This window comes from Streptomyces sp. NPDC028308 (genome assembly GCF_055565855.1).
In genome coordinates this window covers 566,283-592,691 of record NZ_JBVHTO010000003.1, presented here as the reverse complement: position 1 = coordinate 592,691, position 26,409 = coordinate 566,283, and the positions used below count along the sequence as shown (strand labels likewise).

At 72.9% G+C, this 26,409-nt stretch carries 25 protein-coding genes; 2 read left to right on the top strand and 23 right to left on the bottom strand.

Annotated features, from left to right (window positions below; all coding sequences use genetic code 11):
• Window positions 1–139 precede the first annotated feature (139 nt).
• The 13 genes from ACZ4VA_RS10180 to ACZ4VA_RS10120 all read right to left on the bottom strand — a co-directional run bounded on the left by ACZ4VA_RS10180 (window position 140) and on the right by ACZ4VA_RS10120 (window position 9,872).
• Window positions 140–403 (bottom strand): gas vesicle protein K, encoded by a 264-nt coding sequence (locus ACZ4VA_RS10180; protein ID WP_356237967.1) that lies wholly within the window; start codon window positions 401–403, stop codon window positions 140–142.
• Window positions 404–636: 233 nt separating this feature from the next.
• Window positions 637–825, bottom strand: coding sequence for a gas vesicle protein (locus ACZ4VA_RS10175; RefSeq protein WP_121407056.1), 189 nt, complete (start codon window positions 823–825; stop codon window positions 637–639).
• The gene (locus tag ACZ4VA_RS10170) at window positions 822–1,604 is read right to left on the bottom strand and encodes a GvpL/GvpF family gas vesicle protein (protein WP_355789063.1); all 783 of its coding nucleotides are present in this window, start codon (window positions 1,602–1,604) and stop codon (window positions 822–824) included. Before ACZ4VA_RS10170 ends, ACZ4VA_RS10175 begins: the two co-directional genes overlap by 4 nt.
• Complete coding sequence (locus ACZ4VA_RS10165) at window positions 1,601–1,945, bottom strand: gas vesicle protein (RefSeq protein WP_355789060.1); 345 nt, start codon at window positions 1,943–1,945, stop codon at window positions 1,601–1,603. Before ACZ4VA_RS10165 ends, ACZ4VA_RS10170 begins: the two co-directional genes overlap by 4 nt.
• Window positions 1,942–3,147 carry an SRPBCC family protein gene (locus tag ACZ4VA_RS10160; RefSeq protein WP_355789057.1) on the bottom strand — a complete coding sequence of 402 codons (1,206 nt, stop codon included), beginning with the start codon at window positions 3,145–3,147 and terminating at the stop codon, window positions 1,942–1,944. Before ACZ4VA_RS10160 ends, ACZ4VA_RS10165 begins: the two co-directional genes overlap by 4 nt.
• Window positions 3,140–3,790: a DNA primase gene (locus tag ACZ4VA_RS10155; protein WP_389390399.1), complete on the bottom strand. Its 651-nt coding sequence runs from the start codon at window positions 3,788–3,790 to the stop codon at window positions 3,140–3,142. The genes ACZ4VA_RS10160 and ACZ4VA_RS10155 overlap by 8 nt, the downstream gene beginning before the upstream one ends.
• On the bottom strand, window positions 3,787–4,050 hold the full coding sequence (locus ACZ4VA_RS10150) for a gas vesicle protein GvpG (protein ID WP_356175156.1): 264 nt from the start codon (window positions 4,048–4,050) through the stop codon (window positions 3,787–3,789). The genes ACZ4VA_RS10155 and ACZ4VA_RS10150 overlap by 4 nt, the downstream gene beginning before the upstream one ends.
• A gap of 4 nt (window positions 4,051–4,054) precedes the next feature.
• A complete protein-coding gene (locus ACZ4VA_RS10145) occupies window positions 4,055–4,828 on the bottom strand; it encodes a GvpL/GvpF family gas vesicle protein (protein ID WP_355789049.1) in 774 nt (257 codons plus the stop codon).
• Window positions 4,825–5,250 (bottom strand): gas vesicle structural protein GvpA, encoded by a 426-nt coding sequence (locus tag ACZ4VA_RS10140; RefSeq protein WP_355789046.1) that lies wholly within the window; start codon window positions 5,248–5,250, stop codon window positions 4,825–4,827. The genes ACZ4VA_RS10145 and ACZ4VA_RS10140 overlap by 4 nt, the downstream gene beginning before the upstream one ends.
• A 52-nt stretch (window positions 5,251–5,302) precedes the next feature.
• The gene (locus ACZ4VA_RS10135) at window positions 5,303–5,665 is read right to left on the bottom strand and encodes a gas vesicle protein GvpO (RefSeq protein ID WP_355789043.1); all 363 of its coding nucleotides are present in this window, start codon (window positions 5,663–5,665) and stop codon (window positions 5,303–5,305) included.
• 60 nt (window positions 5,666–5,725) lie between these two features.
• Window positions 5,726–6,646 (bottom strand): non-homologous end-joining DNA ligase, encoded by a 921-nt coding sequence (gene ligD, locus ACZ4VA_RS10130; protein WP_356237844.1) that lies wholly within the window; start codon window positions 6,644–6,646, stop codon window positions 5,726–5,728.
• Window positions 6,647–6,682: 36 nt separating this feature from the next.
• Complete coding sequence (locus tag ACZ4VA_RS10125; protein WP_468080724.1) at window positions 6,683–8,530, bottom strand: transketolase; 1,848 nt, start codon at window positions 8,528–8,530, stop codon at window positions 6,683–6,685.
• A gap of 7 nt (window positions 8,531–8,537) precedes the next feature.
• Entirely contained in the window at window positions 8,538–9,872 is a 1,335-nt protein-coding gene (locus tag ACZ4VA_RS10120) for an NAD(P)/FAD-dependent oxidoreductase (protein WP_468080722.1), read from the bottom strand.
• Between the two features lie 262 nt (window positions 9,873–10,134).
• Between ACZ4VA_RS10120 and ACZ4VA_RS10115 the strand changes: the two genes are divergently transcribed.
• Both ACZ4VA_RS10115 and ACZ4VA_RS10110 read left to right on the top strand, forming a co-directional pair.
• On the top strand, window positions 10,135–11,100 hold the full coding sequence (locus ACZ4VA_RS10115) for an LLM class F420-dependent oxidoreductase (protein WP_355788177.1): 966 nt from the start codon (window positions 10,135–10,137) through the stop codon (window positions 11,098–11,100).
• Window positions 11,101–11,210: 110 nt separating this feature from the next.
• Window positions 11,211–11,576, top strand: coding sequence for a VOC family protein (locus ACZ4VA_RS10110; RefSeq protein WP_355788174.1), 366 nt, complete (start codon window positions 11,211–11,213; stop codon window positions 11,574–11,576).
• A 40-nt stretch (window positions 11,577–11,616) separates the two neighbouring features.
• Here ACZ4VA_RS10110 and ACZ4VA_RS10105 read toward each other — a convergent pair whose 3' ends face one another.
• The 10 genes from ACZ4VA_RS10105 to ACZ4VA_RS10060 form a co-directional block, all read right to left on the bottom strand.
• Window positions 11,617–13,590, bottom strand: coding sequence for a DUF5107 domain-containing protein (locus ACZ4VA_RS10105; RefSeq protein ID WP_468080720.1), 1,974 nt, complete (start codon window positions 13,588–13,590; stop codon window positions 11,617–11,619).
• Window positions 13,591–13,804: 214 nt separating this feature from the next.
• Window positions 13,805–14,365 carry a GNAT family N-acetyltransferase gene (locus tag ACZ4VA_RS10100; RefSeq protein ID WP_355787553.1) on the bottom strand — a complete coding sequence of 187 codons (561 nt, stop codon included), beginning with the start codon at window positions 14,363–14,365 and terminating at the stop codon, window positions 13,805–13,807.
• Window positions 14,366–14,502: 137 nt separating this feature from the next.
• Window positions 14,503–15,432: a S66 peptidase family protein gene (locus ACZ4VA_RS10095; RefSeq protein WP_388902974.1), complete on the bottom strand. Its 930-nt coding sequence runs from the start codon at window positions 15,430–15,432 to the stop codon at window positions 14,503–14,505.
• Window positions 15,429–17,414, bottom strand: coding sequence for a dipeptidyl-peptidase 5 (locus tag ACZ4VA_RS10090; RefSeq protein ID WP_468080717.1), 1,986 nt, complete (start codon window positions 17,412–17,414; stop codon window positions 15,429–15,431). The genes ACZ4VA_RS10095 and ACZ4VA_RS10090 overlap by 4 nt, the downstream gene beginning before the upstream one ends.
• 13 nt (window positions 17,415–17,427) lie before the next feature.
• Window positions 17,428–18,777, bottom strand: a complete 1,350-nt coding sequence (locus ACZ4VA_RS10085; protein ID WP_355790124.1) for a M20/M25/M40 family metallo-hydrolase — start codon at window positions 18,775–18,777, stop codon at window positions 17,428–17,430.
• Window positions 18,770–19,603: a M55 family metallopeptidase gene (locus ACZ4VA_RS10080; RefSeq protein WP_355790127.1), complete on the bottom strand. Its 834-nt coding sequence runs from the start codon at window positions 19,601–19,603 to the stop codon at window positions 18,770–18,772. Before ACZ4VA_RS10080 ends, ACZ4VA_RS10085 begins: the two co-directional genes overlap by 8 nt.
• Before the next feature lie 107 nt (window positions 19,604–19,710).
• Entirely contained in the window at window positions 19,711–20,448 is a 738-nt protein-coding gene (locus ACZ4VA_RS10075) for a class I SAM-dependent methyltransferase (protein WP_452921505.1), read from the bottom strand.
• A gap of 144 nt (window positions 20,449–20,592) precedes the next feature.
• Window positions 20,593–23,061, bottom strand: a complete 2,469-nt coding sequence (locus tag ACZ4VA_RS10070; RefSeq protein ID WP_356175187.1) for an ATP-binding SpoIIE family protein phosphatase — start codon at window positions 23,059–23,061, stop codon at window positions 20,593–20,595.
• Window positions 23,062–23,208: 147 nt separating this feature from the next.
• Complete coding sequence (locus tag ACZ4VA_RS10065; protein WP_468080713.1) at window positions 23,209–25,593, bottom strand: MFS transporter; 2,385 nt, start codon at window positions 25,591–25,593, stop codon at window positions 23,209–23,211.
• 229 nt (window positions 25,594–25,822) lie between these two features.
• Window positions 25,823–26,266 carry an SRPBCC family protein gene (locus tag ACZ4VA_RS10060; protein ID WP_356175192.1) on the bottom strand — a complete coding sequence of 148 codons (444 nt, stop codon included), beginning with the start codon at window positions 26,264–26,266 and terminating at the stop codon, window positions 25,823–25,825.
• Window positions 26,267–26,409: the final 143 nt, after the last annotated feature.

Here is a 26,409-nt window from a genome sequence, read left to right as displayed (position 1 = left end):
TGCGCCCCACCCCCGCCCGCCGGGGGGGGGGGGTCCGGGCGGTCACCGCCCGGGCCCCCCGGGGCCTGCGTTGGTCACCTGCCGGGTCGTGACCTGGGGTGGTCCCAGGTCACGACCGGCCTGATCCGAGTGACAGGGGCTAATCCCTGGGCAGCAGCGGTCCCAGCGGGCCGAGGTCCAGGTTCAGGTCCTCGGGCCGCAGACCGTAGCGGTCGCGCAGCTCGGCCATCCGCTCGTCGAGGAGCATCAGGGTGAGCCCGATCCGCTCCTCCTGGTCCTCGGACAGGTCACCCGTGTCGAACCGCCGCACGGCCTGCCGCTCCATGAGCTGGCGCAGCAGCTCCACCACGGTCAGCACCAGCTTGACCAGGTCCCGCTCCACGGTGTCCGGCTCCAGCTCCAGCCGCTTCCGGCCGGCCGACCTGCTCCCGGACGGCGCCGCGTCCTCCGTCGGGGCGGTCCCCTCGGCGGACGGTGCCGTCTCTTCGGCCGACGGGGGCGTCTCCCGCGCGGACGGGACGGGACCGCTGCCGGGAACCCGCTCGTCCGCGGACCCCGGGTCCTCCTCGCGCCCGATCCCGGCGAACCACACGTAGTCGTCGCCGGACGCCCGCTCGGCGCCCGGCGCCCGGCCGGTCACAGCGAGTCCCGGAACGGCGAGGGCACCTGCTCGTTCACCGAGCTGATCAGGGCGTTCAGGTCGATGCGGACGAGGTCGACGTCGGCGATCCGCAGGGTGATGTCCCCGGTGATGACGACCCCGCCCGCGAGCAGCCGGTCGAGCAGGTCGACCAGCGCGACCTCACGCCGTTCCACGACCGTCACAGTCCCGCCTCCCGCGACCCGTCCGCGTCGTCCTCCAGGCCGGCGAAGGAGTACGCGGCCCAGGGCCCCGTGAGTTCCACCCGCAGCCCCGGCTCGTCGTCCTTCGTACGGTCGACGAGTTCGACGAACGCCTCCGAGTCCGAACGCGGCACCAGGTAGGCGGCGTTCAGGACGTTGCGGCCGCTCTGCCGGGAGATCGCGGCGTTCTGCGGGGCGTGCAGCCGGGCGTCCTCCGCGTGCGCGGACAGACCGTCGTGCAGCCGGCGCGCGAACTTCTCCGCCTTCTCCCACATCGCGTCCTGCGACCGGGAGCGCATGCGCCGCTGGCGCAGGTAGTCCCGCCCGGACGCGGGCTTCGCCGGCTCGGCGGCCTCGGCCTGCCCGGAGTCGGCGTAGACCTTGACGCCCCACTCCACCCGGCCGTCGAGCCGGTCGAGCGTGCGCCGGAACGCGTCCTCCCGGGCCTCCATCATGGACCGGACACCGCTGTCGTCCCGGAACACCGTGGCGAGCCGCAGCGGCAGCGGCGTCGTCACGGCGGTGAGCGCGTCGATCACGCTCTGGTGGGCGCGCGCGGTGTCGCTGAGCCAGTCCAGATCCTCCAGATGGCGCCGGAGCGGCTCCTCGGCGAAGTCGCGCTCCGGCACCGTGCTGACCACGGCGACCAGGCCGTTGTGGGTCAGCAGACCGGGGGGCGCGCCCGCCACCCCCGTCACATCGGCCTGCAGAGGCGCGCCGAAGGGGCGGCAGACGGCGTAGACGTACCGCAGTCCGCTCATGGTGCTTCCTCCTCCTTGGGCTGGGCCCGTCCCTGCTCCAACTGTTCCATCTCCGCGAGATGGGCGCGCAGCTCGGCGTTCTCGCGGGCCAGCTGGTTGTGGTGCGCCCGGGAGGACAGCGCGGGGTCGTCCTCCCACCAGTCGATCCCCATCTCCTTCGCCTTGTCGACGGAGGCGACGATGAGCCGGAGCTTGATGGTGAGCAGCTCGATGTCGAGCAGGTTGATCCGGATGTCACCGGCGATCACGATGCCCTTGTCGAGCACCCGCTCCAGGATGTCGGCGAGGTTCGCGCTTCCGCCCTGTCCGTACGGCTCAGGGATTAGACCGGGCGTCGTCATCGGCGACTCCCGCTGACGGCCGGCTCTTCCTCTTCCTCGTACTCCGCTTCCTCGTCGCCCTCGGGCTCGGCGTACTCGCCCTCCGGCTCCTCCTCGTCGGCGTACTCGGCCTCGGCCTCGGGCTCTTCCTCGTCGGCGTACTCGGCCTCGGGCTCCTCCTCGGCCTCGAGTTCGTCCTCGTCCTCGTAGGACTCCTCCGGCTCGTCCGTCTCCTCGGCCTCCTCGGCCTCGGCTGCGGTGTCGGCGTCCTCGTGGTCCGCGGCTTCCTCGTCGCCCTCGTACTCGCCCTCGGGAGCGTCCTCGGACTCGGCCTGTTCCTGTTCGGCCTGCTCCTCCTCGACCGCGTCCTCGTGGCTGCGGACCACCTCGCCGTCACGGATCTCACCGCGCCAGCCGTCCTCGGCCTCGCCCTTGAGCGTGATGAAGCGGGCGTAGTTCTTCAGGTCGAGCCGTGCCCTGCGGCCCTGGGCACGCCAGATGTTGCCGGTCTTCTCGAACAGGCCCTTGGGGTAGTACTCGATGACCAGCAGGACGCGCGTCAGGCTCTCCGCGAGCTCGTGGAAGGTGACGACACCCTTCGTCGTGCCCTTGGCGCCCTCGGACGTCCAGGAGATGCGCTGGTCCGGCACCTGCTCGGTGGTGTGCGCCTTCCAGCTGCGGCTGGACCAGAACACCTTCATCTGCCAGTCGGAGGTGGTGTCGTCGGCGCGGTTCGCGCTCTTGACGCCCTTGGCGAAGGTGCTGAAGTCCTGGAACTGGGTCCACTGGTCGTACGCGTCGCGCAGCGGCACGCCGACGTCGATGAACTCCATGATGACCGTGGGCTTCTGGCCGGCGCCGCCCTTGCGCTTGCCCTTGCCCTTGCCGCCGAACATGTTCTTGAACGCGCCGACCACGTTGTCCTTGGCCCGGCCGGCGCCGACCTCCACCGCGGACCGCAGTGGGCCCTTGCCCTCCGCGAGCTTGCGGCCGCCGTCGAGGGCGAGCTTGGCGAACCCGGGGCTGTTGCCCTCGGCTATGTCGTTGAGCTTGACGGTCGTCTGTCCGAGCTTCTGTCCCACGCCGACCAGCAACCGCTGGGCCTGCGCGGCCAGATACTCCTGGACCTCCGACTTCAGCCGGTCGGCCGCCTCGCTCTGCACGACCGCCGTGACCGGGTTGTCCTTCGCCTTCTTGGTGGCGGAACCGAGTACGTCAGCCATCGTCGCGGCCTCCCTCCGACTGCCGGGACCGCGGGATGCGGCGGGCGGCGGTCTTCGTCGCGGCCTTCTTCGCGGGCGCCTTCCTGGCCGCCGCGGCGGTCTTCTTGGCCGGCGCCTTCTTGGCGGTGCCCTGCTTCTCGGCCGCCTTCTTGGCCGTGGCCTTCTTCGCGGGGGCCTTCTTGCGCGGACGCGGCTTCTCCTCGGCGGACTCCTGCTCGGCAGCCTCGTCCCGGCCGTCGTCGTCGTCCTCGTCCTCGGGCTCGTCGTCGTAGCGGTCGTCCGGCTCCTCGTCCTCGTCCTCGTGGCGCCCGGACACGTCCGGGCTCACGCCGGCGAGCTGGTTGCGGACGTCCGCCGTACGGCCGTGCAGCCGCTTGGCGAGACCCTCGATCTGCCGCTCCACCAGTGCCCCGGAGGCGGCCTTGCCGACCCCGCGCAGGTCCTGGCGGAGCTGGTCGTTGATCTCCTTGAACGCCGGGTTGCCCAGCAGCTGCTTGGACACCAGATCACCGATCGCCTTCGGGCTGAGCTGCATCCGCTTGCCTGCGACCATGGTGCCGACCGCGAAGGCCAGCTTCATCTTCTTGGTACGTCCGAGGACGTACCCGGCCCCTACGGCGAGGCCCAGTCCTAGTCTGTTCATCGTGTCGTCCCGTAGTTGGGTCCCGCGTCTTTGCGCAGGGTGGCTTCCAGCCGGTCCAGCAGGACGTCCTCCTGCTGGTCGAACTCCTCGTCGGTGATCTCTCCGGCCTCCAACCTGGCTTCGAGCTGGGCGAGTTCGGCGCGGATCGCTGACGGGTCGTAGTACTGGCGCTCGGCCTCGGCCACCACCTGTTTCATCGCCCAGAGGCTGCCGCGCACCGGAGCGAGCGGCAGCATCAGCACCTCGCCGATGAGTCCCATGGGGCTACTCGCCGCCCGTCCGGGCGCCCGACGAGATGCCGGTGGCGGGCTCGGAGGGGCCGGGCTCGACGAAGCTGTAGGGCGGCAGCGGCCCGTTCACACGCAGCTCCAGGTGCGGCTGGCCGCCGCGGATGTCGTCGACGGCGCTGAGGAACGCGTCGGCCGACTTGCGGTCCACCAGGAACGACAGGTTGGCCAGCCAGCCGGTGGACTCCGGGCCCTCGCTCACGGCCTCGGCGGTCGGTTCGAGCGTGCGCCTGAGCCCTTGGGCGTCCTCGGCCTCACGGGCCTGGAGCGCGGCCACGACCATCTCGCCGAGCCGCATCTTGTCCTCGTGGGAGCCGCCGCCCGCCTGCCGGTTGGCCTCGGTGAGGGAGCGGATCTCGGGGTTCTCACCCATCACGCGGTGCAGCACGGCCTCTTCGTCGTGGCTGGCCTTGACGTTGTACTCGACCTTGCCGGCCAGCGCCTTGAGCCGCTCCTGGTAGTGCGCCGCACGCTCGGCGAGCACGGAGACGACGGTGTCGTCGTCGGCCGCGATGCTGCCGAAGCGCATGGGCAGCACCGCGCCGCCCTCGCCCGCCTCGCTCAGCACGTTCTGGTGGGCGAGCAGGTCCCTGCGCTTGGGCCGCAGCCCCTCGGGGGCGTCGCTGACGATCGCCGCCAGGTCGCCCTCCCTCAGGATGCGTACGGGGCGCGCCGGTTCACCGACTCCGTCGATGCCGTCGGGAAGCGAGGGGTGCGTTCCCTCGGCGATGCCGTAGACGTACGTGCTCACTCCTGCTCCTCCTTCCGGCGCGAGGCCGCGGTCTTACGGGTACGGGGCCGGGACTCGGACTGGCCGTCCTCGCGTGCCTGCTTGAACGCGTCCGATATGGTCTCGGCGGCGCCGGACAGGGCGCCCTTGGACTTGCCGCGCGCACCGGACTCGGTGAGCTCGCCCATCAGGTCGGGCAGTCCGGGGTTCTTGTGCGGGCCCGCTTCCAGGTCGAGGCGGTTGCACGCCTCGGCGAAGCGGAGATAGGTGTCGACGCTCGCGATGACGACACGTACGTCGATCTTCAGAATCTCGATGCCTACGAGGGAGACCCGTACAAACGCGTCGATGACGATTCCGCGGTCAAGAACGAGTTCGAGGACGTCGTAGAGGCCACTGGTGCCCCCCGATCCGCCGCCTTGCTGTGCCGGGACAACGGTCATACCGTCCAGTCCTCCTAGTCTGTTGGGTGTCTCCGCGGGGAAGGGGCGGTGCCTATCGGCCGCCCGGCCTGCGCTCCGCCCGTCCGCGTTCGTAGCGGCGGACCCGGCGATACCCGGTGAGCTCTCCGTCGTTGTCGAGCTCCACCTGATAGGTCGCCAGCAGGCTCATCGTGTCCGGGATCTTGGCGAGTTCCAGGACCTCGACCTCCAACGCCCAACCGTCTTCGGTGCGTTCGAAGGACGAGACCGACTCGGCCGCCATGCCCGTCAGCTCCTGGAGCTGGGCGCGCGCGTGGCGCAGCACCTCCATCGGCTTCGGCTGGCTGTCCGCCGCGGTGTTCTCCTTGCTGTTTCCCTTGTTCTGGGAAGAGTTCTGTGAACTCTGTGATCTGGATGTGTTGGATGTGTTCGACATGGCCACCTCGAACACCGGGTGCTCGCTCGTTTGTTGGCCAAACCTCACGGACGGCGGGACTCAGCCACGCAGGGCGTCCAGCCGGCGCCGGGCCGGGCCCAGAGCGCGTCCGTGGCCGAGCAGGCCCGCCCACGGATTGGTGCGGGCCTGCTCGACGGCGTCGGCGACGGTCCAGCGGCGGGCGTGCAGACGCGGGTCGTCGAGCTGCCCCCACGAGATGGGGACGGCGACGGGCGCGCCGGGCAGGGCGCGGACGGTGAAGGGGGCGACGGCGGTCTGCGCGTACGCGTTGCGCTGGACGTCGAGGTAGAGCCGGTCGCCGCGCTCCTTCTTGCGGGCCGCCGTGGTGAACCGGTCGGAGTGCCGGTCGGCGAGCGCGTCCGCGGTGTCCTTGGCGAAGGCGCGGACCTCGTCGAAGCCGTGACGCCCGTTCAGGGGGACCACGATGTGCAGGCCGCGTGAGCCGGTGGTCATCAGCGCGGACGGCAGCTTCAGCTCGTCGAGCAACTCGCCGAGCAGCTGGGCGGCTTCACGTACCACGGCGAAGTCGTCCGTGCTGGGGTCCAGGTCGAAGACCATCCGGTCTGGCCGGTCGACCGAGTCGGCGCGCGACAGCCAGCGGTGCAGGGTGATGCCGGCCTGGTCGGCGAGGTAGACGAGGGTGGCGGCGTCGTCGCACACGGGGTGCAGGACGGTGCCGCCCTCCTTCGCCACCTCGACCCGGCGGATCCACTCCGGGTAGTGGTCCGGGGTGTTCTTCTGCATGAACGAGGGGCCGTCGAGCCCGTCGGGGTGGCGCTCGACCATCAGCGGGCGGCCCCGCAGATGGGGCAGCATGAAGGGGGCGACGGACCGGTAGTACCCGATCAGGTCGTCCTTCGTGTACTCCTTGCCGCCCCCGTCGGCCGGGAACAGCACCTTCTCCGGGCGGTGGATCTCCACGGTGCGGCGGCCGGCCCGCACCGTCCGTGCGCTGCTCATGGTCGTTCCTCTCCGGCCGAAAGGCCCTCGGTGTCCTCAGCGCACGACGGCGTTCTCCACCAGCAGCCGGACGGCGGCCGTGATCGACTCGGCGTCGATGCCGGCCGCGTGCAGCTGCTCCTCGGGGCTCGCCGAGCCCGGCATCGTACGGACCGCGAGACGGACCAGGCGGGGCGTGGGCCGGCCGTCCAGGAAGGCGTCGAGGACCGCGTCCCCGAGGCCGCCCTCCTCGCGGTGGTCCTCGACGGTGATCAGGCAGCCGGTGTCCTCGGCGGCATCGCGCAGGGTTTCCCGGTCGACGGGCTTGACCGAGTAGAGGTCGACGACCCGGACCTGGATGCCCTCGGCGTCGAGCGCCTCGGCCGCCTTCAGCGCCTCGTGGACGGTGACGCCGGCCGCGACGAGGGTCAGCCGGTCGTCGGAGGAGGCGCGCAGCACCTTGCTGCCGCCGACCGGGAAGTCCTCGTGGGGCTCGTAGATGACGGGGCCGGCGCCGCGGGAGGTGCGCAGATAGCGGATGCCGTCCAGGTCGGCCATGGCGGCGACGAGCTTCGCCGTCTGGTTGGCGTCGCACGGGTAGAGCACGGTCGAGCCGTACACCGCGCGGAACATCGCGAGGTCCTCCAGGCCCATCTGGGAGGGCCCGTCCTGGCCGATGGAGGCTCCCGCGTGGGAGCCGACCACGTTGATGCCCGCGCCGCTGACCGACGCCATCCGCACGAAGTCGTAGGCGCGGGTGAGGAACGCGGCGAACGTGGAGGCGTAGGGCGTCCAGTCACGGGCGGCGAGGCCGACGGCGGTCCCGATCATCTGCTGTTCGGCGATGTAGCACTCGAAGTAGCGCTCGGGGTGCTCCTTGGCGAAGAACTCGGCGCGTGTGGAGTCGCCGACCTCCCCGTCCAGGGCGACGACGTCGCCGCGGGCGCCGCCGAGCGCGGCCAGCGCCTGTCCGTACGCGTCGCGGGTGGCGACCTCGTCGCCGACCTCGAAGCGGGGCAGTTCGGGGTGCCCGGTCCGTACGGCGTGCAGCATCCGGGTGGCCGGGGGTTCCTGCACCTGTACGCGCAGGTCGCGGACGCCGCCGAGTTCGGCGATCGCCTCGTCGGCGTCCGGCAGCGGCTTGCCGTGCAGTCCCTCGCGGTCCTGGACGGAGGCGACGCCCTTGCCCTTGAGGGTGCGGGCGAGGATCACGGTGGGCTGTCCGCTGGTGGAACGCGCCTCCGCGAAGGCGCGGTCGATGTCCTCGACGTCGTGTCCGTCGACCTCGACGGGGTGCCAGCCGAAGGCGTGGAAGCGGCGGGCGTAGGCGTCCAGGTCGTGGCCGTGCCGGGTCGGGCCGCGCTGGCCGAGCCGGTTGACGTCGACGATCAGCGTGAGGTTGTCGAGGTGCTCGTAGGCCGCGTGCTCGGCGGCCTCCCAGACGGAGCCCTCGGCGAGTTCGCTGTCGCCGCACAGCACCCACACGCGGTAGCCGGTGCGCTCCAGCCGCTTGCCGGCGAGCGCGATGCCCACGCCGACCGGCAGGCCCTGGCCGAGCGAGCCGGTGGCCGTCTCGACCCAGGGCAGCCGGCGGGGTGTGGGGTGCCCTTCGAGACGGCTGCCGAGCTTGCGGAAGGTGAGCAGTTCGGTGTCGTTGATCGCGCCGGCCGCCTTGTAGGCGGAGTACAGCAGCGGTGAGGCGTGCCCCTTGGAGAGGACGAACCGGTCGTTGCCGGGGTGCTGGGGGCGCTCGAAGTCGTAGCGCAGGTGCTTGGCCAGCAGGACGGCCATCAGGTCGGCCGCGGACATCGAGGAGGTGGGGTGGCCGGAGCCCGCGGCGGCCGAGGCGCGCACGCTGTCGACGCGCAACTGCTGTCCGAGTTCGGCGAGTTGGCGGGTGTTCATGAGTCTCCTATCGGTAACTGTCGCGCGTGGCGGGAGCGCCGCCCGGCCTCCGTGCCTGCTCGGGCGACGCGGTGTCCAGCGGCACCGACCACGACCGGACCAGGCCCAGCTGGACGCCCTGGCGGGGCAGCGCGGCCTCGAGGAGCCAGTCGGCGGCGACGCGGACGCGGTTGCCGGGCATCGCGGCGAGGTGGTAGCCGCGGGTGACGGCTCCGGCGAGCGGACCCGAGAGCGGTACGCCGAGCGGGTTGGCGGCGGCCTCGGCGCCGCCGAGGTCGACGGTGAAGCCGAGGTCGCGGTGCCGGTAGGGGCGGCGCTCGCCGGTGCCGAAGGAGGCCGCGACGTTGCGGGCCGCGACCTTGCCCTGGCGCCACGCGTGCTGTGCGGTCATGGGGGTGTACTGGCCGGGCTTCTCCAGGTCCGGCACGGCGGCCGCGTCACCGCAGGCGTAGACCTCGGGCCGTCCCGGCACCTGGAGGTAGGGGTCGACGAGGAGCCGGCCGCGTTCCATGGGCAGGCCCAGGGTTTCGGCCAGCGGGTCGGGGCGGACGCCGACGCACCAGATCAGGGTGCGGGTGTCGACGAACTCGCCGTCGCTGAGCAGGACGCCGTCCGGGGTGGCCTCCTTGACGGAGGTCCCGGTGCGTACGTCGACGCCGCGCCGCCGCAGCACGCGGTCCGCCGTCCTGGAGAGCCGTTCGTCCAGTTCGGGCAGGACGCGTGGGGCGATGTCGAGCAGCAGCCAGCGGGGCCGCCTGGCTTCGGGCAGCGGCCGACCGCGGGTGAGCGCGTCGGTGAGGAGCTGCCCCTGCGCGGCGACCTCCGTACCGGTGTAGCCGGCGCCGACGACCACGAAGGTGCACCGCGCGTCGGCGCTGACGCCGTCGTCGGACGCGGCGGCCAGTTCGATCTGGCGGGTGACGTGGTCGCGCAGGTACAGCGCCTCGGGCAGGCCGCGGAAGCCGTGGGCGTGCTCGGCGACCCCGGGGACGGGCAGCAGTTTGTTGACGCTCCCGGCGGCGAGCACCAGCCGGTCGTAGGCCAGCGTCCCTTGGCCTCCCTCGGGGTCGCGGTAGTGCACGGTCCGTGCGTCGAGGTCGATCCGGTCGGCCTCGCCGAGGGCCAGGCGTACGCCGGGCAGGGTGCCGGTGAGCGAGACGGTGACACGGCGTGGCTCCAGGACCCCGGCGGCGACCTGCGGCAGCAGGGGCAGGTACAGGAAGTAGTCGGTCGGGTTGAGCAGGGTGATGTCGGCCCTGCCGCGTGCCTGCCGGGACAGGGCGCGGGCGGTCCGGTATCCCGCGAAGCCGGCACCGACGATCACGATGCGGGGTCGAGCCACGGTTCGCCTCCGGCATGGTCGCTCGTACGGGCTTACCGCGTCCCCCTGGGCGGACCGGCCAAACGTCGTGGCGACCGGGGGCACGGGCCCGGCGTACGCGTATCGGCCGGGTCGCGCAACCCGGCGTCCGGTGGTCCCTCGCGTATCCGTCATGTCCGGGACCGCCTCGGGTGCGGGCGGGCGGGTGTGCGGGCGGCGTTTCGCGGGCCGCGGCGGGGTTACCCGGGCCGTCCCTGAGCAGCCCGTCGCGGAGGTGCCCCCCATGGCCGAGTACGGCTACTTCCTGTCGACCGAGGAATTCGGTCCCGCGGAACTCGTCGAGCAGGCGCGGATGGCGGAACAGGCCGGATTCCGCTCCCTGTGGATCTCGGACCACTACCACCCGTGGAACGACGCGCAGGGGCAGAGTCCGTTCGTGTGGTCGGTGATCGGCGCGCTCTCCGAGGCCGTGTCCCTGCCGATCCAGACGGCGGTCACGTGTCCCACCGTGCGCATCCACCCGGCGGTGCTGGCGCAGGCCGCGGCGACGACCGCGGTGATGACGAACGGCCGCTTCCGGCTCGGCGTGGGCTCCGGGGAGGCGCTGAACGAGCACATCCTCGGTGACGCCTGGCCGCCCGCGCACGTGCGCCTGGAGATGCTGGAGGAGGCGATCCAGGTGATGCGCGGCCTCTTCACCGGCGAGGAGGTCAACCATCACGGTACGCACTACACCGTGGAGAACGCCCGCCTCTACACGGTTCCCGACGAGCCGGTCCCGATCGACATCTCCGGCTTCGGCCCGCAGGCGACCTCGCTGGCGGCCCGGGTCGGCGACGGCTACATCACGATGATGCCCGAGGAGTCGATGGTCTCCCGGTTCCGCAAGGGCGGCGGGGGCGCAAAGCCCGTGAGCGGCGGCACGAAGGTCTGCTACGGGCAGGACCGCGACGAGGCCGTGCGCACCGTGCACCGGCTGTGGCCCAACCAGCTGCTGCCGGGCGAGATGGGCCAGATCCTGCCCACACCCCGCCACTTCGAGCAGCTGCAGCCGCTGGTCACCGAGGACATGGTCCGCGAGAACACGGTGTGCGGCGACGACGTCGACGAGCACGTCTCGGCGCTGACCGCCTTCGCGGACTCGGGCTTCGACCACGTGTACGTCAATCAGATCGGCCCGGACCAGCGGGGCTTCTTCGACTTCTACCGCACCAAGGTGCTGCCGCAGCTCCAGCAGAACGCCGGCTGACGGAACGCCGGGGGCCGGCGGGGCCGCCGTGGACCGTACGTGCCGGATGTACGTGCCGGATGATCCCTAGACCCCGGCGAGACCCGCACGACAGGCCCTAGGCTCGGGGCATGGAGATTCTGGGAGCCACGCTGCGTATCTGCGTCGACGACCTGGAGGGTTCGGTCCCGTTCTACGAGAGACTGGCCGGCGGACGCGCCCTGCGTTTCGAGCGCGGCGGCGTCTCGGTCGCCGCCGTCGGCTGCTTCCTGCTGATGAGCGGCCCCGAGGCCGAGCTGGAGATCCTGCGCAAGGTGGCCGCGACCATCGCCGTCACGGACGTCGACGAGGCGCACCGGGTGCTCAGCGACTCCGGTGCCCGGGTGCTGGCGGGCCCGGTCGCGACCCCGGTCGGCCGGAACCTGATCGCGATGCATCCCGACGGCATGGTCTACGAGTACGTGGACCGGCGCGCGGAGAGCCCGACCGGCGTCTGACGGCGGACGCGGCTCCCCGGGCCGGGGAGCCGCCCGCTCCTCACCGCGCCGGGGGCCGCATGCGGAACTCGTACCGGGCCGGCAGCGGTTCGTCGGTGATCCGGGCCCACAGCTCGCTGATGACCTCGGCGCCCTCCCGCAGGTCCGCCACCTCGAAGCCCTCGTCGAAGACGGCCCGCGCGCCCGCGCGGTCCCCCTCGGCGAGCAGCAGACGCGCCTCGATCAGCCGGAACCGCCCCCGCTCGCGCGTGGCGTCCCGCAGCCGGTCCCACACGGCCCGCGCGTCCGCCACCCGCCGCACCGCCAGCAGCGCCTCGATCGCCTCCCGCCCGAGCGCGGCCGTGGCCGCGGTCCACGCCTCCCCGTCGTCGCGCCGCTCCTGGCACAGGTCGTCGAAGGCCTCCGCGTACCGGTCGGCGGCCCGCTCGTGGTGCCCGGCCACCTGGTCGGCGACGGCGAGGCAGCGCAGCAACGGCCAGACGGACGGGGCCAGTTGCAGTCCGCGTTCCCAGCTGCGCACGGCCTGCGCCTGATCGCCCGCGTGCCACTGTGCGACGCCGAGGTGGTACTCGGTGAGCGGCCGGGCCGGCGCCGTCTCCAGCATGTCGCGCCAGTGCCGGGCGACGAGCGTCGGCCCGGGCGGGCCGGCCCGGCGCGGCTCCGGGAAGGTCCCGGACCTGAGCAGTTCCGCCCACGGCGCCTGCTCGTCGCCGAGGGTGCTCTCCTCGAAGGGGGTGCCCGGCAGCTTGTAGGAGGCGCGCAGCACTTCGAGGGCGCCCCAGCCGGAGCTGGCGGCCAGCGTCTCGCCCGGCTCGGTGTCGGCGTACGGCAGCCAGGCCCGGTACGCCGCGTCCACGTCTGCGCGCGGGAGGGCCGCCTCCAGACGGTCCTGCGTCTCGGCCCGCGCCGCGTCCCAGTCACCGCCGTGCACGGTCGCGGCGTCGGCGCTCAGCGGCCCGTACGCCTCCAGCCAGGACACCTCGCTCTCCGGCTCCAGCCGGACGTGCTCCAGCTGGGTGCGGGCGAGCCCGGCCTGGATCTCGCAGTACCCGCCGGTGCCGGGCTCGGTCAGCCACTCCTGCCAGCGCCGCCCGCCGGTGCCGGAGCCCCAGACGAAGAGCTTGCGGCCGCGCAGGACGTCGGTGGACGTCTGCACGAGCCCGTGCCCCTCGTCGTCCAGGGCGGCGATCCACCGGCGCCGCCCGTCGGGCACCTCGTAGAAGTAGTCGGCGGGGAACGTGCTCGCGAGCGGATACGTCCGGTCGACGCCGTCGTACGCGGGGACGGACACCCGGCGCAGCCGGCGCTCGTATCCGAAGTGCCAGGCCTCCTCGGCCGGGGCCAGCACCCGGCGTTCCTCGGGCACGGCGATGTTCGACCACCAGTAGGTGGGCGCGGGCTTCTCGTGCGGGTTGCGGATGCGCACGCCGACGTACAGGAAGTCCGAGTCCCTCGGCAGCCACAGGTCGACCTGGAAGGGCAGGTCGCGCAGCCGCTCCCACTCCCACAGGCGCAGCATCTCGCCGCCGTCGGGGGCGGTGACGCGGGCGGCGTGCACCGGCGCGCACGAGAGGGCGGTGTGGCCGGTCGCGCCGATGTTCCACTCGACGCCGCCGGAGAACCAGGCACCGTTCAGGGCGAAGCAGGCGGGCTGGAACACCGGGTTGCGGTACAGCAGTTCGCGGCCCGAGGGCTTGTGGAACAGCGAGGCGACGCGGCCCCCGAGGCCGAGCAGCACGACGGCCCGCAGCCGTTCGTTCTCGATCACGATCGTGTCGATCCCGCGCGGCGCTCGCGTTCTGCCGTAGCCGTCCCGGACGCGCTCGGGCAACACGCTGCGCAGTGGCTCGTAACCGATCTGGCGGGCCATCTCGCGGGGCAGGCCCACGCGGTCCCGCTCCTCGACACAGTGCACCTCGTCGAGCGTGCGCAGCGGCGGCAGGGGGTTGTCGGGGCCCAACTCGGCTGCGGGGAGCGTCAGTACGTCACGTCGGATCGTCGTCACGATGACCATGGAACAGCGTCTTCGCGGACCTGACCAGGGGCGGCGCTCGTCAGGATTGCGCAAAGGCGTCCGACGCCGACTCGGGCGGGCGGGCGGTACGAGGGCCGTCGGATGAGGGCCGGCGCCGGGAGCGCGGCGGATGACGGCGCCTGGCGAGGGCCGGGGCTGCGGGGTGTACGGCCTCCGGGGGCGCGGAGGCGGTCGCGGCCGGCCTCGGCCCGGGTCACCGCCGCGGGGGCCTCCTCCGCGTCATCTCGACGGTCAGCGCCCACCGTTCGTGGTCCCGCCAGGCACCGTCGATGTGGAGGAAGTCCGGGGAGAAGCCCTCCAGCCGGAACCCGCCGCGCCGGGCCAGCGCGATCGACGCGGCGTTGCCCGGCTGCACGTTGATCTCAAGCCGGTGCAGCCCCATCGGCCCGAAGGCGTGGGCGACGACGAGGGCGAGTCCTTCGCTCATCAGCCCGCGTCCGGCGGCGTGCGCGAACGCCCCGTATCCGAGCGCGCCGCTGAGGAAGCCGCCCTCGACGATGTTGTTGATGTTGACGAACCCTGCGAGGGCCCCGGTGTCCCGCTCGCAGACCAGGAAACCGGCCTTGGTCGGGTCGCCGATCAGCCGCTGGGCGTAGGAGGCGTACGCCTCGGCGTCGGTGGGCGGGAAGAGCCACGGGTGGTGCAGGTCCTTGCTCTCCCGCGCCCGCGCGGTGAACTCGGCGCCGTCGTCCGAGGTGTAGTGCCGGATGCCGACCCGGGGGCCCTCGGCAAGGTGACGGGAGTTCTCAGGCATCCGGCCACAGTACGCGAGCAGCCGCCCGCGCTCCGGCCCGTGACGCGGGCGCGCGGCAACGCTGCCGGGGACGAGGGCACGAGCACCCGCGACCCCGCCGTGGGTCAGGGCACGTCCGCGCGGTGGCGGCCCGGTGCTCAGCGCAGGGCCGGCTCGTCCAGCGTCAGCGTCCCGGCCGCCGCGTCCAGCTCGGCGGTCACCCCGAAGGGGATCGTCAGCGCACCCTCGCCGTGCCCGAACCCGAACTCCTCCACCACCGGCACGCCGAGGCCCACGAGCCGGTCGGCCAGCATGGCCCGCACCTCGGAGTAGGGCGAGCACTCCACCCACGAGCCGAGCAGGATCCCGGCGACGCCGTCGAGCCAGCCGGCGCGCAGCAGCTGGGTCAGGTAGCGGTCCAGCCGGTACGTCTCCTCGCCCACGTCCTCCAGGCACAGCAGGCCGCCGCGCGCGGAGGGCCGGGCGTACGGCGTTCCGAGGTCGGCGGCGAGGAGGCTCAGGCAGCCGCCGAGCAGTCGTCCCCTGGCCCGCCCCGGGACGAGAGCGGCGCCGTGCCCCGGGGCGGCGACGGTGCGGACCGTCTCCGGTTCGAAGAGCGTCGCGCGCAGATGCTCCTGCGCCCGCTCGTTCTTGACGAAGTCGACGCCGGCGACCATGGGTCCGTGCAGGGTCACCAGGCCCACGCGGGTGGCGAACGCCTCGTGCAGAGCGGTGATGTCGCTGTAGCCGACGAACACCTTGGGGCCCGCCGCCGCGATCGCGCTCCAGTCGAGGAGGTCGATCATGCGCTGAGCCCCGTAGCCGCCGCGGGCGCAGAGCACCGCGTCGACGTCCGGGTCGCACCAGGCGGCCTGGAAGTCGGCGGCCCGGTCGGTGTCGGTCCCCGCCAGGTAGTCGAACTCGCCGTGCCGGTCCAGCACATGGGGGGCGACGACGGGGTCGAGGTCCCAGCCGCGCAGCAGGTCCAGTCCGGCCTCCAGGCGCTCCTCGGGGACCGGGCCGCTGGGGGCGACGACGGCCACCCGGGCCCCGGGGGCCAGGCGTGCGGGGCGGGTCAGGGACTTCACTTGAGCAGCTCCAAGGTGGGGACACCCGGCGGGTTCAGGCCGAAGACCTGGGCGTACAGGGAGAGTTCGGACTCCAGGACGCGCACCATCGTGTCGGCGCGCCGGAAGCCGTGGCCCTCTCCCTCGAAGGCGATGTAGGCGTGCGCGACCCGTCTGCCCTCCCCCTCCATCCTGGCCAGGAACCGTTCGCACTGGGCGGGCGGGCAGATGACGTCGTCCAGGCCCTGGAGCAGCAGGAAGGGCGCGGTGATGCGGTCGGCGTGCTCGGCGGGCGACCGCTCCGCGTACCGGCCGGGCACCTCGGCGAGCGGCCCGACCAGCGTCTCCAGGTACCGCGACTCGAAGTCGTGGGTCTCCCCCGACCCCCAGCTCGCGAGATCGAGGATCGGGTAGAGGATCGTGCCGCAGGCGTAGACATCGGTGGCGGCCAGGGAGGCGGCCGTCGTCCAGCCGCCCGCGCTGCCGCCGCGGATGGCGAGCCGACCGCGGTCCGCGGTGCCCTCCTCGGCGAGGGCGAGTGCGACGGCCGCGCAGTCCTCGACGTCGACCACGCCCCACTGCTCGCGCAGCCGGTTGCGGTACTCCCGCCCGTACCCGGTGGACCCCCCGTAGTCGACCTCGGCGACCCCGATGCCGCGCGAGGTGAAGTAGGCGATCTCCAGGTCCAGGACCAGCGGTGCGCGGCTCGTCGGGCCGCCGTGCGCCCAGACCACGTACGGCGGCAGCTCCTCGCCGGGGGCCACGTGGCCGGGGTTGTGGGGCGGGTAGACGTGCGCGTGGATCTCGCGGCCGGCGGGGCCGGTGAAGGTCCGGATCTGGGGCTCGGGGTAGTAGGCCGGGTCGACCGGGTCGTCGTGCGGGGCGCCGATCACCCGGGCGCGGCCGGTGCGGGCGTCCAGCTCGACGACCTCGTAGGCACTGCGGGGACTGGCCCCGACGGCGACGACCCGGGTGCCGTGCGCCGCGAGCGCCGGCGTGAACTCGGTCCACGGGCCGGCCGCGTCGACCACCTCGCCGGTCTCCGGGTCGAGTATGCCGAGGGCGGTGGAGCCGCGGCCATGCACGACGGCGACCAGCCCGCTGTCGAGCGGCGCGAACCAGCTCTGCCCGATCTGCCACAGCGGGCCGCCGAACTCCTCCTCGCGCGGGCACAGCGCCTTCTCGCCGCCGTCGGGGCCGACGCGGTACAGGTTCCACCAGCCGGTGCGGTCGCTGGAGAACAGCAGGCTTCCGTCCCCCGCCCAGTCGGCCTGGGCGATGGACTCCTCGGGGCCGCCGGCGACGGTCCGCGCGCCGTGCAGCGTGCCGTCGCCGGTGACGTCCGCGACGATCAGCTCCGTGCCGTCCCACGGCATCCGCGGGTGGTCCCAGGCGAGCCAGGCCGCGCGCCGCCCGTCGGGCGAGAGCCGGGGGCCGGTGACGAACCTGTGGGCGTCGTCGGTCAGTTCGCGCACCGAGTCCCGGTGCCCGGCCGCCGACCCGTCCAGCGGCACCGCGGCCACCAGCCGGCGCACGTCCGCGGGTCCATCCCCGGTGAACTCCTCCAGGACGCACCACACCTCGCCCAGCTCGGGCCGCAGCTGCGGGTCGGCCCAGCGCAGTCCGCCGCCCACCGGCGACACCGGTGTCAGCGGGACCGGTTCACTGCCGGGCGTGTCGGGCTCGTACCGGTACAGCCGCTGGTCGGCGAAGTCGACGAAGACCACCAGGGGCCCCTCCGGGCGCATGATCCCGGTCCAGGGCAGGCCGCCGTACTCGATGACGCGGCTGCGCACGTTCCACGGGGCGGGCAGCACGGAGCACTCCGTGCCGTCGGCCGCGCGGCGGACGAGGGTGCGCCGGCCGCCCTCGCCGGGCCGTGGCTCGGTCCACCATGCCTCCTCGCCCACGAAGCCCACGAAATCGGGCCGCCCGTCGTGCGCGGCGGCGAGCGCCGCGTCGATGGGCGACGGCCACGCTCCGTACGCCAGGGTCTGCACCATGTCCCCCACTTCGTCAGGCCGTTCGCAGAAAGCGGTCGAGGACGCGGACGCCGAAGTGCAGCGCCTCGACCGGGACACGTTCGTCGACGCCGTGGAAGAGGGCCTGGTAGTCGAAGCCCTCCGGCAGCTTCAGCGGCGCGAAGCCGTATCCCGTGATCCCCAGGCGTGAGAACTGCTTGGCGTCCGTGCCACCCGACATGCAGTACGGCACCACATGTCCCTCGGGCGCGAACTCCTCGACGGCGGCGCGCATCCGCGCGTACGTCGCCGAGTCCACCGGCGCCTGGAGGGCCACCTCGCGGTGGTGGAACTCCCACTCCACGTCGGGTCCGGTGAGCAGGTCAAGGGTCGTGCGGAACTCGTCCTCGCCGCCTGGCAGAAAACGGCCGTCGACGTAGGCCACCGCCTCCCCCGGAATCACGTTCACCTTGTAGCCCGCGGAGAGCATGGTCGGGTTGGCGCTGTTGCGGACGGTCGCCTCGACGAGGGAGGCGGCGGGGCCCAGCTTCTCCAGGAGGGCGTCGACGTCCTCCAGGCCGGTGTCGATGCCGTAGAGCGCCGCCAGCTCGGCCAGGGACGCTCGGACGGTCGGGGTGAGGCGCAGCGGCCACTCGTGGGCGCCGATGCGGGTGATCGCGGCGGCCAGGCGTGTGATCGCGTTGCTGTCGTTGACCTTGGAGCCGTGCCCGGCCCGGCCGCGGGCGGTCAGCTTGAGCCAGCCCGTGCCGCGCTCACCCGCGGCGATCGGGTACAGCTGCCGGCCGGCGCCGTCGTGGAAGGTGAACGCCCCGGACTCGCTGACGCCCTCGGTGCAGCCCTCGAAAAGGTCCGGATGCCGGTCGGCGAGGAACCCCGACCCGTCCTCGGCGCTGGCCTCCTCGTCGGCGGTGAACGCGATCACCAGGTCGCGCCGGGGCCGCACCCCGTGCCGGGCCCAGTGCCGGACGACCGCGAGGATCATCGCGTCCATGTTCTTCATGTCGACCGCGCCGCGGCCCCAGACCACCCCGTCGCGGATCTCCCCGGAGAACGGGTGCACGCTCCAGTCCTCGGCCTGCGCGGGCACCACGTCCAGATGGCCGTGCACGAGGAGCGCGTCCGCCGCGGGGTCGGTGCCCTCGATGCGGGCGACGACGTTCGTACGGCCCGGGGTGCGCTCCAGGAGCGCCGGTTCCAGGCCCGCTTCGGCCAGCAGGGCCGCGGCGTACTCGGCGGCCGGGCGCTCGCGGCAGTCACCGCCGCCGCGGTTGGTGGTGTCGATGCGGATGAGCTCGGAGGTGAAGCGGACGACCTCGTCGAGTGCCCGCCCGTCGGCCTGACCCGCCCGCTCCGGCGCGGCGTCCTGTGCCGTGTGCTCAGCCATACTGCTCCTCCACGGCGGCGGAGACGATCGTCGTGACCGCCTTGAACGTGCGGATTCCCTCGTACATCGTCCCGCTGGTGTACTCCACCTTGCGCTCCCCCGTGCGCGCCACGCCGGGCACGACGGTGGCGGCCATCGCCAGGTGCTCGGCGTCGAACTCCAGCGCCACGGTGAACGGCTCGCCGGTGACCGGTTCGTGCCGCACGGCCAGCGCCGCCGCCTCCTTGGCCGCGGCGCGGATGTCGGCCGCCGTGCGCGCCGGGGTCCGGCACACGGCCGCGTAGCGCGACACATGGTCCTTGACGGCGACCTTCAGCGCCTCCGGCGCGTAGCCCAGGGCGTCCTCGCAGGCCACGTCGTCGCCGGTGACCAGGACGACCGGCACCCCGAACTCGGCGACGACGTGGGCGTTGAGCAGGCCCTCGCTGGCCCGGACGCCGTTCACCCAGACCCCGGTGATCGAGTTGGCCAGGTACGTGTGCGCTAGGACGCCCTCCATGCCGGCTCCGGCGTGGTAGCCGACGAAGGCGATGCCGTCCACGTCGCCGTGCTGCACGCCTTCCACCATGGAGAGCGACTTGTGCCGCCCGGTGAGCATCTGCGCCCGGTCGTCCAGTCGCTCCAGGAGCAGGTTCCGCATCGTCCAGTGCGCCTCGTTGACGACGACCTCGTCGGCGCCGCCGTCGAGGAAGCCGAGCACCGCCGCGTTGACGTCCGAGGTGAACATCGCGCGGCAGCGCTCCCACTGCGGGGTGCCCGGCAGCACGTCTGCCGGCCAGGTCACGCCCGTGGCGCCCTCCATGTCGGCGCTGATGAGGATCTTCATGCCTCGAAACCGTACGCGCTTCCGCCCGGGGGCGAACAGGCCTGTGGACAACTCCTCACCCGTCCGCCCGCGGGCGGCTCCTCACCCCGCCGTCCGCGGGCGGCTCCTCACCCGTCCGCGCGGCGTCCCGCCAGGACGAACCACCGTGCGGGCAGGTCGATGCGGGTGCCGTCCGCCATGTACTCCGTCTGCGGCAGCGTCGTGTCGCCCTCGGCGAGGATCTCCAGGCCGGCCTCCCCGAGCACGCGCGGCACCTCGTCGTCCGCCGCGTCGGCCGGCTTCAGCCCGTGGTGGAAGACCCGGAGCAGCTTCGGCGGCGGCCCGTCCGGTCCGGACGCGGCCTGCTGGAGCACCTGGCGCGAGGCGGCCGTCAGTTCCACCACGAAGGCGCGCCCCTCGACGCCGACGATCTCGGCGACGGCGGCGGCCACCGCGGCCCGGGCGCGGGGTTCGCTCTGGTGGATGACGGCGCGCATGTAGACGTGGCTGTCGCCGAGGCGGGCGTGCACGGCGCGTACCGCCTCGCCGTCGGTCAGGTCCAGCTGCTGGAACTCGGCGTCGCTGCCGTCGTCCCGGCCCGCGCGCCGGGCGTGCTCTATGGCGGCGTGGGACAGGTCGACACCGACGGCGCGCGCGAACCGGGTGGCGAGGTAGCGGGTCTGGGTGCCGTTGCCGCAGCCGAGGTCGACGATGGTGCGGGCGGTGTCCGCGTACGGCAGGAGCAGTTCGCTGTGGGGTATGGAGGTCAGTGCCGGGTCGGCGTCCCAGATCGCGTCACCGGGCGCGTCGGAGGTCTCCTTCCAGTAACCCTCCCAGGCGTTGCGGTAGTCCTCCGAGACGTTCATGTGTGCTCCCCAGGGTCGGCGTCATGATCGGAGTATCGCGACCGCCGGGCGGGGGGCAAGGGGCAAGTGCCTTTCCTTCACCGGAAATTCGAGCCCGCGCACGCCGATGGCGCGCTCGGAAGCCCCGCGCGCCCCCGGGGGGTGTCAGGGGTGGCGCGGACCGGGTGTGAGCGCCTGCTCGAACCAGACCGTCTTGCGGTGCCCGGAGGCGCTCGCGCCCCACTCCCGCGCGAGCCTGCTCACCACCCGCAGACCCCGGCCCCACTCGCCGTCCGGGCCCGCGCTCGTGAGCGCGGGCAGCGCCGGCTCGTCGTCGAGGACCTCGCACAGCAGGGCGTCGGTGCGGACCAGCCGCAGCCCGACCTCGGCGCCCGCGCCGTGCCGCACCGCGTTGCCGACGAGTTCGCTGACCAGCAGTTCCGCGGTCTCGATCGCGTCGGTGAGGCCCCACGCCGCCAGCCGGTCACGGACGAGCCGCCGGGCCCGGGACACCTCGCGGGCCTCCCTCGGCAGCTGCCACTCGGCGACGTGGTCGTCCGGGATGCCGTTCAGCCGGGCCATGAGGAGCGCCACGTCGTCCTTGCGTCCGCCGTGGGTGTTGAGCGCGCGGATGATGGTGTCGCAGGCGTCGTCCATCGAGGCGGCGGGATGGGCCGCCGACTCGCAGAGCGCGGCCAGGCCCTCTCCGATGTCGCCGCCCCGCACCTCCACCAGGCCGTCGGTGCACAGCACGAGCCGGTCCCCCGGCGCGACGCGGACGACGGCGGTCTCGAAGGGCACCCCGCCGACCCCTATGGGCGCGCCGGTCGGCAGGTGCAGCAGTTCGCTGCGGCCGTCCTCGGCACGCACCAGGACGGGCGGGATGTGGCCGGCGTTGGAGAGTTCCAGTTCACCGCGGATCGGGTCGTACACCGCGTACAGGCAGGTGGCGAGGTAGTTCTCGCCGAGCCGCCGCGCCAGGTCGTCCAGGCTGCGCAGCAGTTGGGCGGGCCGGGTCCCCATGGTGGCCATGGTCTGCACGGCGGTGCGCAACTGGCCCATCATCGCGGCCGAGTTGAGGCCGTGGCCCATGACGTCGCCGACCACCAGCGCGGTGCGCGAGCCCGGCAGCTTGATGCTGTCGAACCAGTCGCCGCCGACCCGGCCGAGGCGGGTGCCCGGGAGGTAGCGCGTCGCGATGTCGCAGCCCGCCATGCGCGGGGAGACCTGCGGCAGCATGCTGTCCTGGAGCGTGTCGGCGACGTTCTCCTGGTAGGTGTACATACGGGCGTTGTCGAGTACGAGACCGGCCCGGGCGGCGAGTTCGGCGCCCGTCGTGCGGTCCATGTCGTCGAACACCTCGCGGTCCGCGCGGCGCATGAGCACCATGAACCCGAGCACCACGTTGCGCGCCTTGAGCGGGACGACGAGCAGGGAGCGGCCGGTGATGAGGGGCCGCAGGTCGCGCTTCTCGAACTGACCCGAGATGCGGTTGCCCAGCTCCTCGTCGATGCGCGGGATCAGCACCGGCTCCCCGGTGCTCATGCACTGGAAGAACGGCGTGTGCTCGGGGAAGGCGATGGCCTCGCCGACCGGCACGGTGTCGTCCCAGCGGCCCGGCTCGTCGTTGTGCTCGACCCATACCCGGTGCCACACGGTCGTCACGTCCGGGGCGCCGTCCGGGAAGCTCTCGCCGGCGAGGACGGCGGCGCGCAGGTGCGTACCGGCGAAATCCGCGAAGCGGGGCACGGCGGCGCTGGTGACCTCGCGGATCGTCTCGCCCAGGTCGAGGGAGGAGCCGATGCCGGTGCTGACCTCGTTCAGGAACTCCAGCCGCTCGCGGACGGCGGCGTACTCCAGGTCGTGCTCGGCTCCGGACGGCACGAGGGCCTGGGCCGGCGTCCCGGTCCCGGCGGCCCGCTGCCTGCCCGCGCGGCGCGGCACGCCCCAGTCGGGGGTCACCGGCACCCGCTCGTACTGGCTGAACTCCAGGATGGGGTAACCGAGTTCCAGGACCTGCGCCACGATGCGGCCGCTGAGCTCCGGCCCCATGTTCGGCAGGACCTCGGGCAGCCGCTTGGCGAGGTCGTCCGGCGCCGGGAGTTCGGTGTACGGGGCGAAGCCGGGTGCGATGCGTTCGACGACCTCGTCGTCGTACCCCCGCTCGGCCTTCAGGCGTTCGGCGTCCGCCGCGAGCACCAGGAGCCGTGCGGGGCCCGGTCCGATCAGGGGGTAGCCCCACCACAGGATGTCGAGCCGTTCCCGGTCCGCTCCGGTGAGCCGGGCCCGGCCTGCCGCCGGGTAGGAGGTACGGCCGCCGAGGGATGCCTCCAGGTCGGGGCCCAGGCCGTCGTACATCTCGTAGGGCCCGAAGGCGTCGGTGAGCGGCTCGGGGTCGAGGACCTCGGGAAGGGCGCCGGACACGGGGAGCAGGTCGGCGGCGGGCCGGCCGAGCGCCTCCTCCCGGGTGGCGCCGAAGAGGCGCCGCGCACCCGTGCTCCAGTGCGAGACGAGGCCGTCGCGGTCCACGACGACGACGGCGAGCGGGATGCGCCCCTCGGCGGCGTACCGCGCCGTGGGGCTCTCGTGGGCTCCCGCTCCGGGATGTGCGCCCACTTCCGTGCCACGGTCCATGGCCAGGCCCTTTCTCCCCACGGATCCGCAAGATCTGCGTCGTCGTCACCACGGTACGGCGGCGACCGGCCGGGATGTGCGGCAACACCGGAATTGCCCGCGCCGGGGGCGGCTCCGGCGCGGCGGGGCCTTCCGGAGCCCCAACGGTCAGTCCTCGTGGCCCAGTTGGAGGTCCCGCTCGGTCCTGCCGCCGCCTGCCATCCGGAGCACCGTGGCCACCGGCGGGTACCCGGCCGCGATCACGGTGTACTCCCCCGAGGACAGGTCGACGAAGCGCAAGGTGCCGTCGGCGCCCGTGGTGAGGGTGTCCACGACGTTGCCCGCCGCGTCGAGGAGCGTGACGCGGGCGTCCTCGACGGGCCGTCCGCCGCCGCCGCGCACGGTCCCCCGCAGAACGGCTCCGCCGGCGAGTTCGACGTCCTGGCGGGTCTCGCGGGCGGCCTGCACGGTGACGGGCAGGGCGGTGGGGCGGAACGCGGGCGCGCTGGCGGCCAGGGTGTACTCCCCGGCGACCAACTCGGTGATGACGTAACCGCCTTCGGGGCCGCTGCGGGTGGTGGCCACCACCTCGCCGTGGACGTTGGTGAGCGTGACGGTCGCCTCGCGAACCGGGGTGCCGTCGGCGGTGAGCACGCTGCCGGCCAGGCGTCCGGCGCCGCCCAGCACGACGTCCAGTTCCACCGGGCGCTCGCCGACGGTCACGGAGACCGCCTGCGGCTGGTGGCCGCCGGCCGCCGCGATCAGGACGTACGAGCCGGAGCCGGGCGTGGAGAGCGCGTACCGCCCGTCCTCGCCGCTGGCGCCCCGCCCGATCTGCCGCCCCACGACGTCGATGAGGGTGAGGGCGGCCCGCGGCACGACGGTGCCGTCGTGGTGCTGGACCGTGCCGCACACCGGGACCCCGGCGGTGTGGGTGCGCGACTGCGGGACCTTGGCGAGGGAGGCGGGCTCGGCGGGGGCGTTGTGGGACACCAGGGGTTTCTCCTTGAGGAAGAAGGCGATCAGCAGGCCGAGGACGAGCACCGGCACCAGGTAGAGGAAGATCCGCGGCATCGCGTCGGCGTAGGCGCGGATGTACTCGTCGCGCAGCGCGGCGGGCATCGCGTGGACGAGCTGCGGGGTGATGGACTCGGGGTCCGGGCCGTCCGGGCCGTCCGCGCGCGCGGGCAGGCGTTCGGCCAGCGCGTCGGCGAGCCGGTTCGCGAAGAGGGTGCCGAAGACGGCGGCGCCGACGCTGCCGCCGATCTGCCGGAAGTAGTTGTTGGCGCTGGTGGCGGTGCCGAGGTCGGCGGGGCGCACGGAGTTCTGCACGGCGAGCACCAGGACCGGCATCACCATGCCGATGCCGGCGCCGAGCACGGCCATCCAGACGCTGTAGTGCAGCCGGGGCGTGTCCACCTCCAGCCGCGACAGGAGCCACATGCCGACGACCGAGAGGGCGGCGCCCAGCACGGGGTAGACCTTGTAGCGGCCGGTGTGGCTGATCAGCTGTCCGGAGATCACCGAGGCGCCGACGATGCCGCCCATCATCGGGAGCATGAGCAGGCCCGACTCGGTGGCGGTGGCGCCGTCGACCATCTGGAGGTAGGTCGGCAGGTAACTGGCCGCGCCGAAGAGCGCGATGCCGATGACCAGCCCCACCAGAGCGGTGACATTGAAGACACCGTCCCTGAACAGCCGCAGCGGGATGAGGGGTTCGGGGGCGAAGCGTTCGACGACGAGGAAGAGCGCCGTCGCGGCGACGGCTCCGGCGGTGAGGCCGAGGATGACGCGCGAGCCCCAGGCGTACTCGGTGCCGCCCCAACTGGTCAGCAGGACCAGGCAGGTGGAGGCGGCGGCGAGCAGCAGCGTCCCGAGGACGTCCAGGCGTCCCCGGGTGGCGGGCTTCGGGAGTTTGAGCACGACGGTGACGACGGCGAGCGTGAGCAGGCCGAACGGCACGTTGATGTAGAAGCACCACCGCCAGGAGAGGTGGTCCGTGAAGTAGCCGCCGAGCAGCGGGCCGGCGACGGAGGCGAGGCCGAAGGCGGCGCCGATCAGCCCCATGAAGCGGCCGCGCCGGCGCGGCGGCACGATGTCCGCGATGATCGCCTGCACGCCGATCATGAGGCCGCCCGCCCCGACGCCCTGGACGGCGCGGAAGGCGATCAGCTGGTCCATGCTCTGCGCCCGGCCGGCCAGCGCGGAGCCGGCGACGAAGACGACGATGGCGAACTGGAAGACGCCCTTGCGGCCGAAGAGGTCGCCGAGCTTGCCGTAGACGGGCAGTCCGACGGTCGAGGTGAGGAGGTAGGCGGTGATCGCCCACGACATCCTGTCGAGGCCGTGCAGCTCGCCGACGATCTTCGGCAGGGCGGTGGCCACGATCATCTGCTCCAGCGCCGCGAGGAGCAGCGCGAGCATCAGCCCGACGAAGACCATGCGCACCCGGCGCGGGCTCAGGCCCGGCGTGCCGGATGCGGGTTCCCGGGGTGGCGCTTCGACGACGGGAGCCGTCTCCCGCTCGATCTCCACCAGCGTCGTGCCGCCCACGTACCGCTCCCCTCGTCGCGCCTGCGCCGCCCATTTCTCGCATTACGCGACAACTGGGAGCAAGCGCGACGAGTCGCCCCACACCCCGGCCCGGAGGACGTAACCGCCGGTCGGAGCCCTACGGCGTACGGGGGAGCCGTACGGAAAACCACTCGAAACGGTGAGTTCCACCGGGGCCCCGAGCGGTCAACTCCGGGCCCCGGGACATCAGTTCCGGGTCGGCTCCCGGCTACTTCTCGACCTCGGCGGCGAGCTTGGCGAGCTCCGCGTCGTAGATCCGGGCGAGGCCCTTGGGCGCGAAGGTCCGCTCGAAGAAGCCGCCGATGCCGCCGGCGCCGTTCCACACGGAGGTGACGACGACGCGCGACCGGCCCTCGCCGGCGGGGGTGACCCGCCAGGTGGTGACCATCGAGGAGTTGCGGTCCTTCTCGACGAGCTCGCCGTCGGTCGGCTCGCTGACCTCCAGCAGGCAGTCGCGGACGCGCTTGCTGGTGGCCTGGAGCTTCCAGTGCACGAGGGTGCCCTCGCCGTCGCCGCCCTCGCGCACCTCGTACTCGCTGAAGTGCTCGGGCAGCAGCTTCGGACGCGTGCCGTTGTAGTCGGCCAGGGCGTCGAAGACCGCCTCCGCATCCGCCGCGATGACCCGTTCCGTGGTGGCCTCGACCTGCGCCATTGACTTCCTCCAGCACTTGGTTTTACGGGGTGTGCGGCCAGCCAACCACCAGGCGGCCGGGCCGCCCAAATCGGGGCCCGGAGGGGGCCCGGATGGGAGCCGGAAAACCGGGTCGCACGATCAAGGGAACATGTGTTCTATTC

Excerpts from the sequence above, each read along its gene's own strand:
- ACZ4VA_RS10170 (WP_355789063.1), bottom strand. The coding sequence starts at position 1,604 with ATGAGCGGACTGCGGTACGTCTACGCCGTCTGCCGCCCCTTCGGCGCG.
- ACZ4VA_RS10165 (WP_355789060.1), bottom strand. The coding sequence starts at position 1,945 with ATGACGACGCCCGGTCTAATCCCTGAGCCGTACGGACAGGGCGGAAGC.
- ACZ4VA_RS10160 (WP_355789057.1), bottom strand. The coding sequence starts at position 3,147 with ATGGCTGACGTACTCGGTTCCGCCACCAAGAAGGCGAAGGACAACCCG.
- ACZ4VA_RS10155 (WP_389390399.1), bottom strand. The coding sequence starts at position 3,790 with ATGAACAGACTAGGACTGGGCCTCGCCGTAGGGGCCGGGTACGTCCTC.
- ACZ4VA_RS10150 (WP_356175156.1), bottom strand. The coding sequence starts at position 4,050 with ATGGGACTCATCGGCGAGGTGCTGATGCTGCCGCTCGCTCCGGTGCGC.
- ACZ4VA_RS10140 (WP_355789046.1), bottom strand. The coding sequence starts at position 5,250 with ATGACCGTTGTCCCGGCACAGCAAGGCGGCGGATCGGGGGGCACCAGT.
- ACZ4VA_RS10135 (WP_355789043.1), bottom strand. The coding sequence starts at position 5,665 with ATGTCGAACACATCCAACACATCCAGATCACAGAGTTCACAGAACTCT.
- ligD (WP_356237844.1), bottom strand. The coding sequence starts at position 6,646 with ATGAGCAGCGCACGGACGGTGCGGGCCGGCCGCCGCACCGTGGAGATC.
- ACZ4VA_RS10125 (WP_468080724.1), bottom strand. The coding sequence starts at position 8,530 with ATGAACACCCGCCAACTCGCCGAACTCGGACAGCAGTTGCGCGTCGAC.
- ACZ4VA_RS10115 (WP_355788177.1), top strand. The coding sequence starts at position 10,135 with ATGGCCGAGTACGGCTACTTCCTGTCGACCGAGGAATTCGGTCCCGCG.
- ACZ4VA_RS10110 (WP_355788174.1), top strand. The coding sequence starts at position 11,211 with ATGGAGATTCTGGGAGCCACGCTGCGTATCTGCGTCGACGACCTGGAG.
- ACZ4VA_RS10105 (WP_468080720.1), bottom strand. The coding sequence starts at position 13,590 with ATGGTCATCGTGACGACGATCCGACGTGACGTACTGACGCTCCCCGCA.
- ACZ4VA_RS10100 (WP_355787553.1), bottom strand. The coding sequence starts at position 14,365 with ATGCCTGAGAACTCCCGTCACCTTGCCGAGGGCCCCCGGGTCGGCATC.
- ACZ4VA_RS10090 (WP_468080717.1), bottom strand. The coding sequence starts at position 17,414 with ATGGTGCAGACCCTGGCGTACGGAGCGTGGCCGTCGCCCATCGACGCG.
- ACZ4VA_RS10085 (WP_355790124.1), bottom strand. The coding sequence starts at position 18,777 with ATGGCTGAGCACACGGCACAGGACGCCGCGCCGGAGCGGGCGGGTCAG.
- ACZ4VA_RS10080 (WP_355790127.1), bottom strand. The coding sequence starts at position 19,603 with ATGAAGATCCTCATCAGCGCCGACATGGAGGGCGCCACGGGCGTGACC.
- ACZ4VA_RS10075 (WP_452921505.1), bottom strand. The coding sequence starts at position 20,448 with ATGAACGTCTCGGAGGACTACCGCAACGCCTGGGAGGGTTACTGGAAG.
- ACZ4VA_RS10070 (WP_356175187.1), bottom strand. The coding sequence starts at position 23,061 with ATGGACCGTGGCACGGAAGTGGGCGCACATCCCGGAGCGGGAGCCCAC.
- ACZ4VA_RS10060 (WP_356175192.1), bottom strand. The coding sequence starts at position 26,266 with ATGGCGCAGGTCGAGGCCACCACGGAACGGGTCATCGCGGCGGATGCG.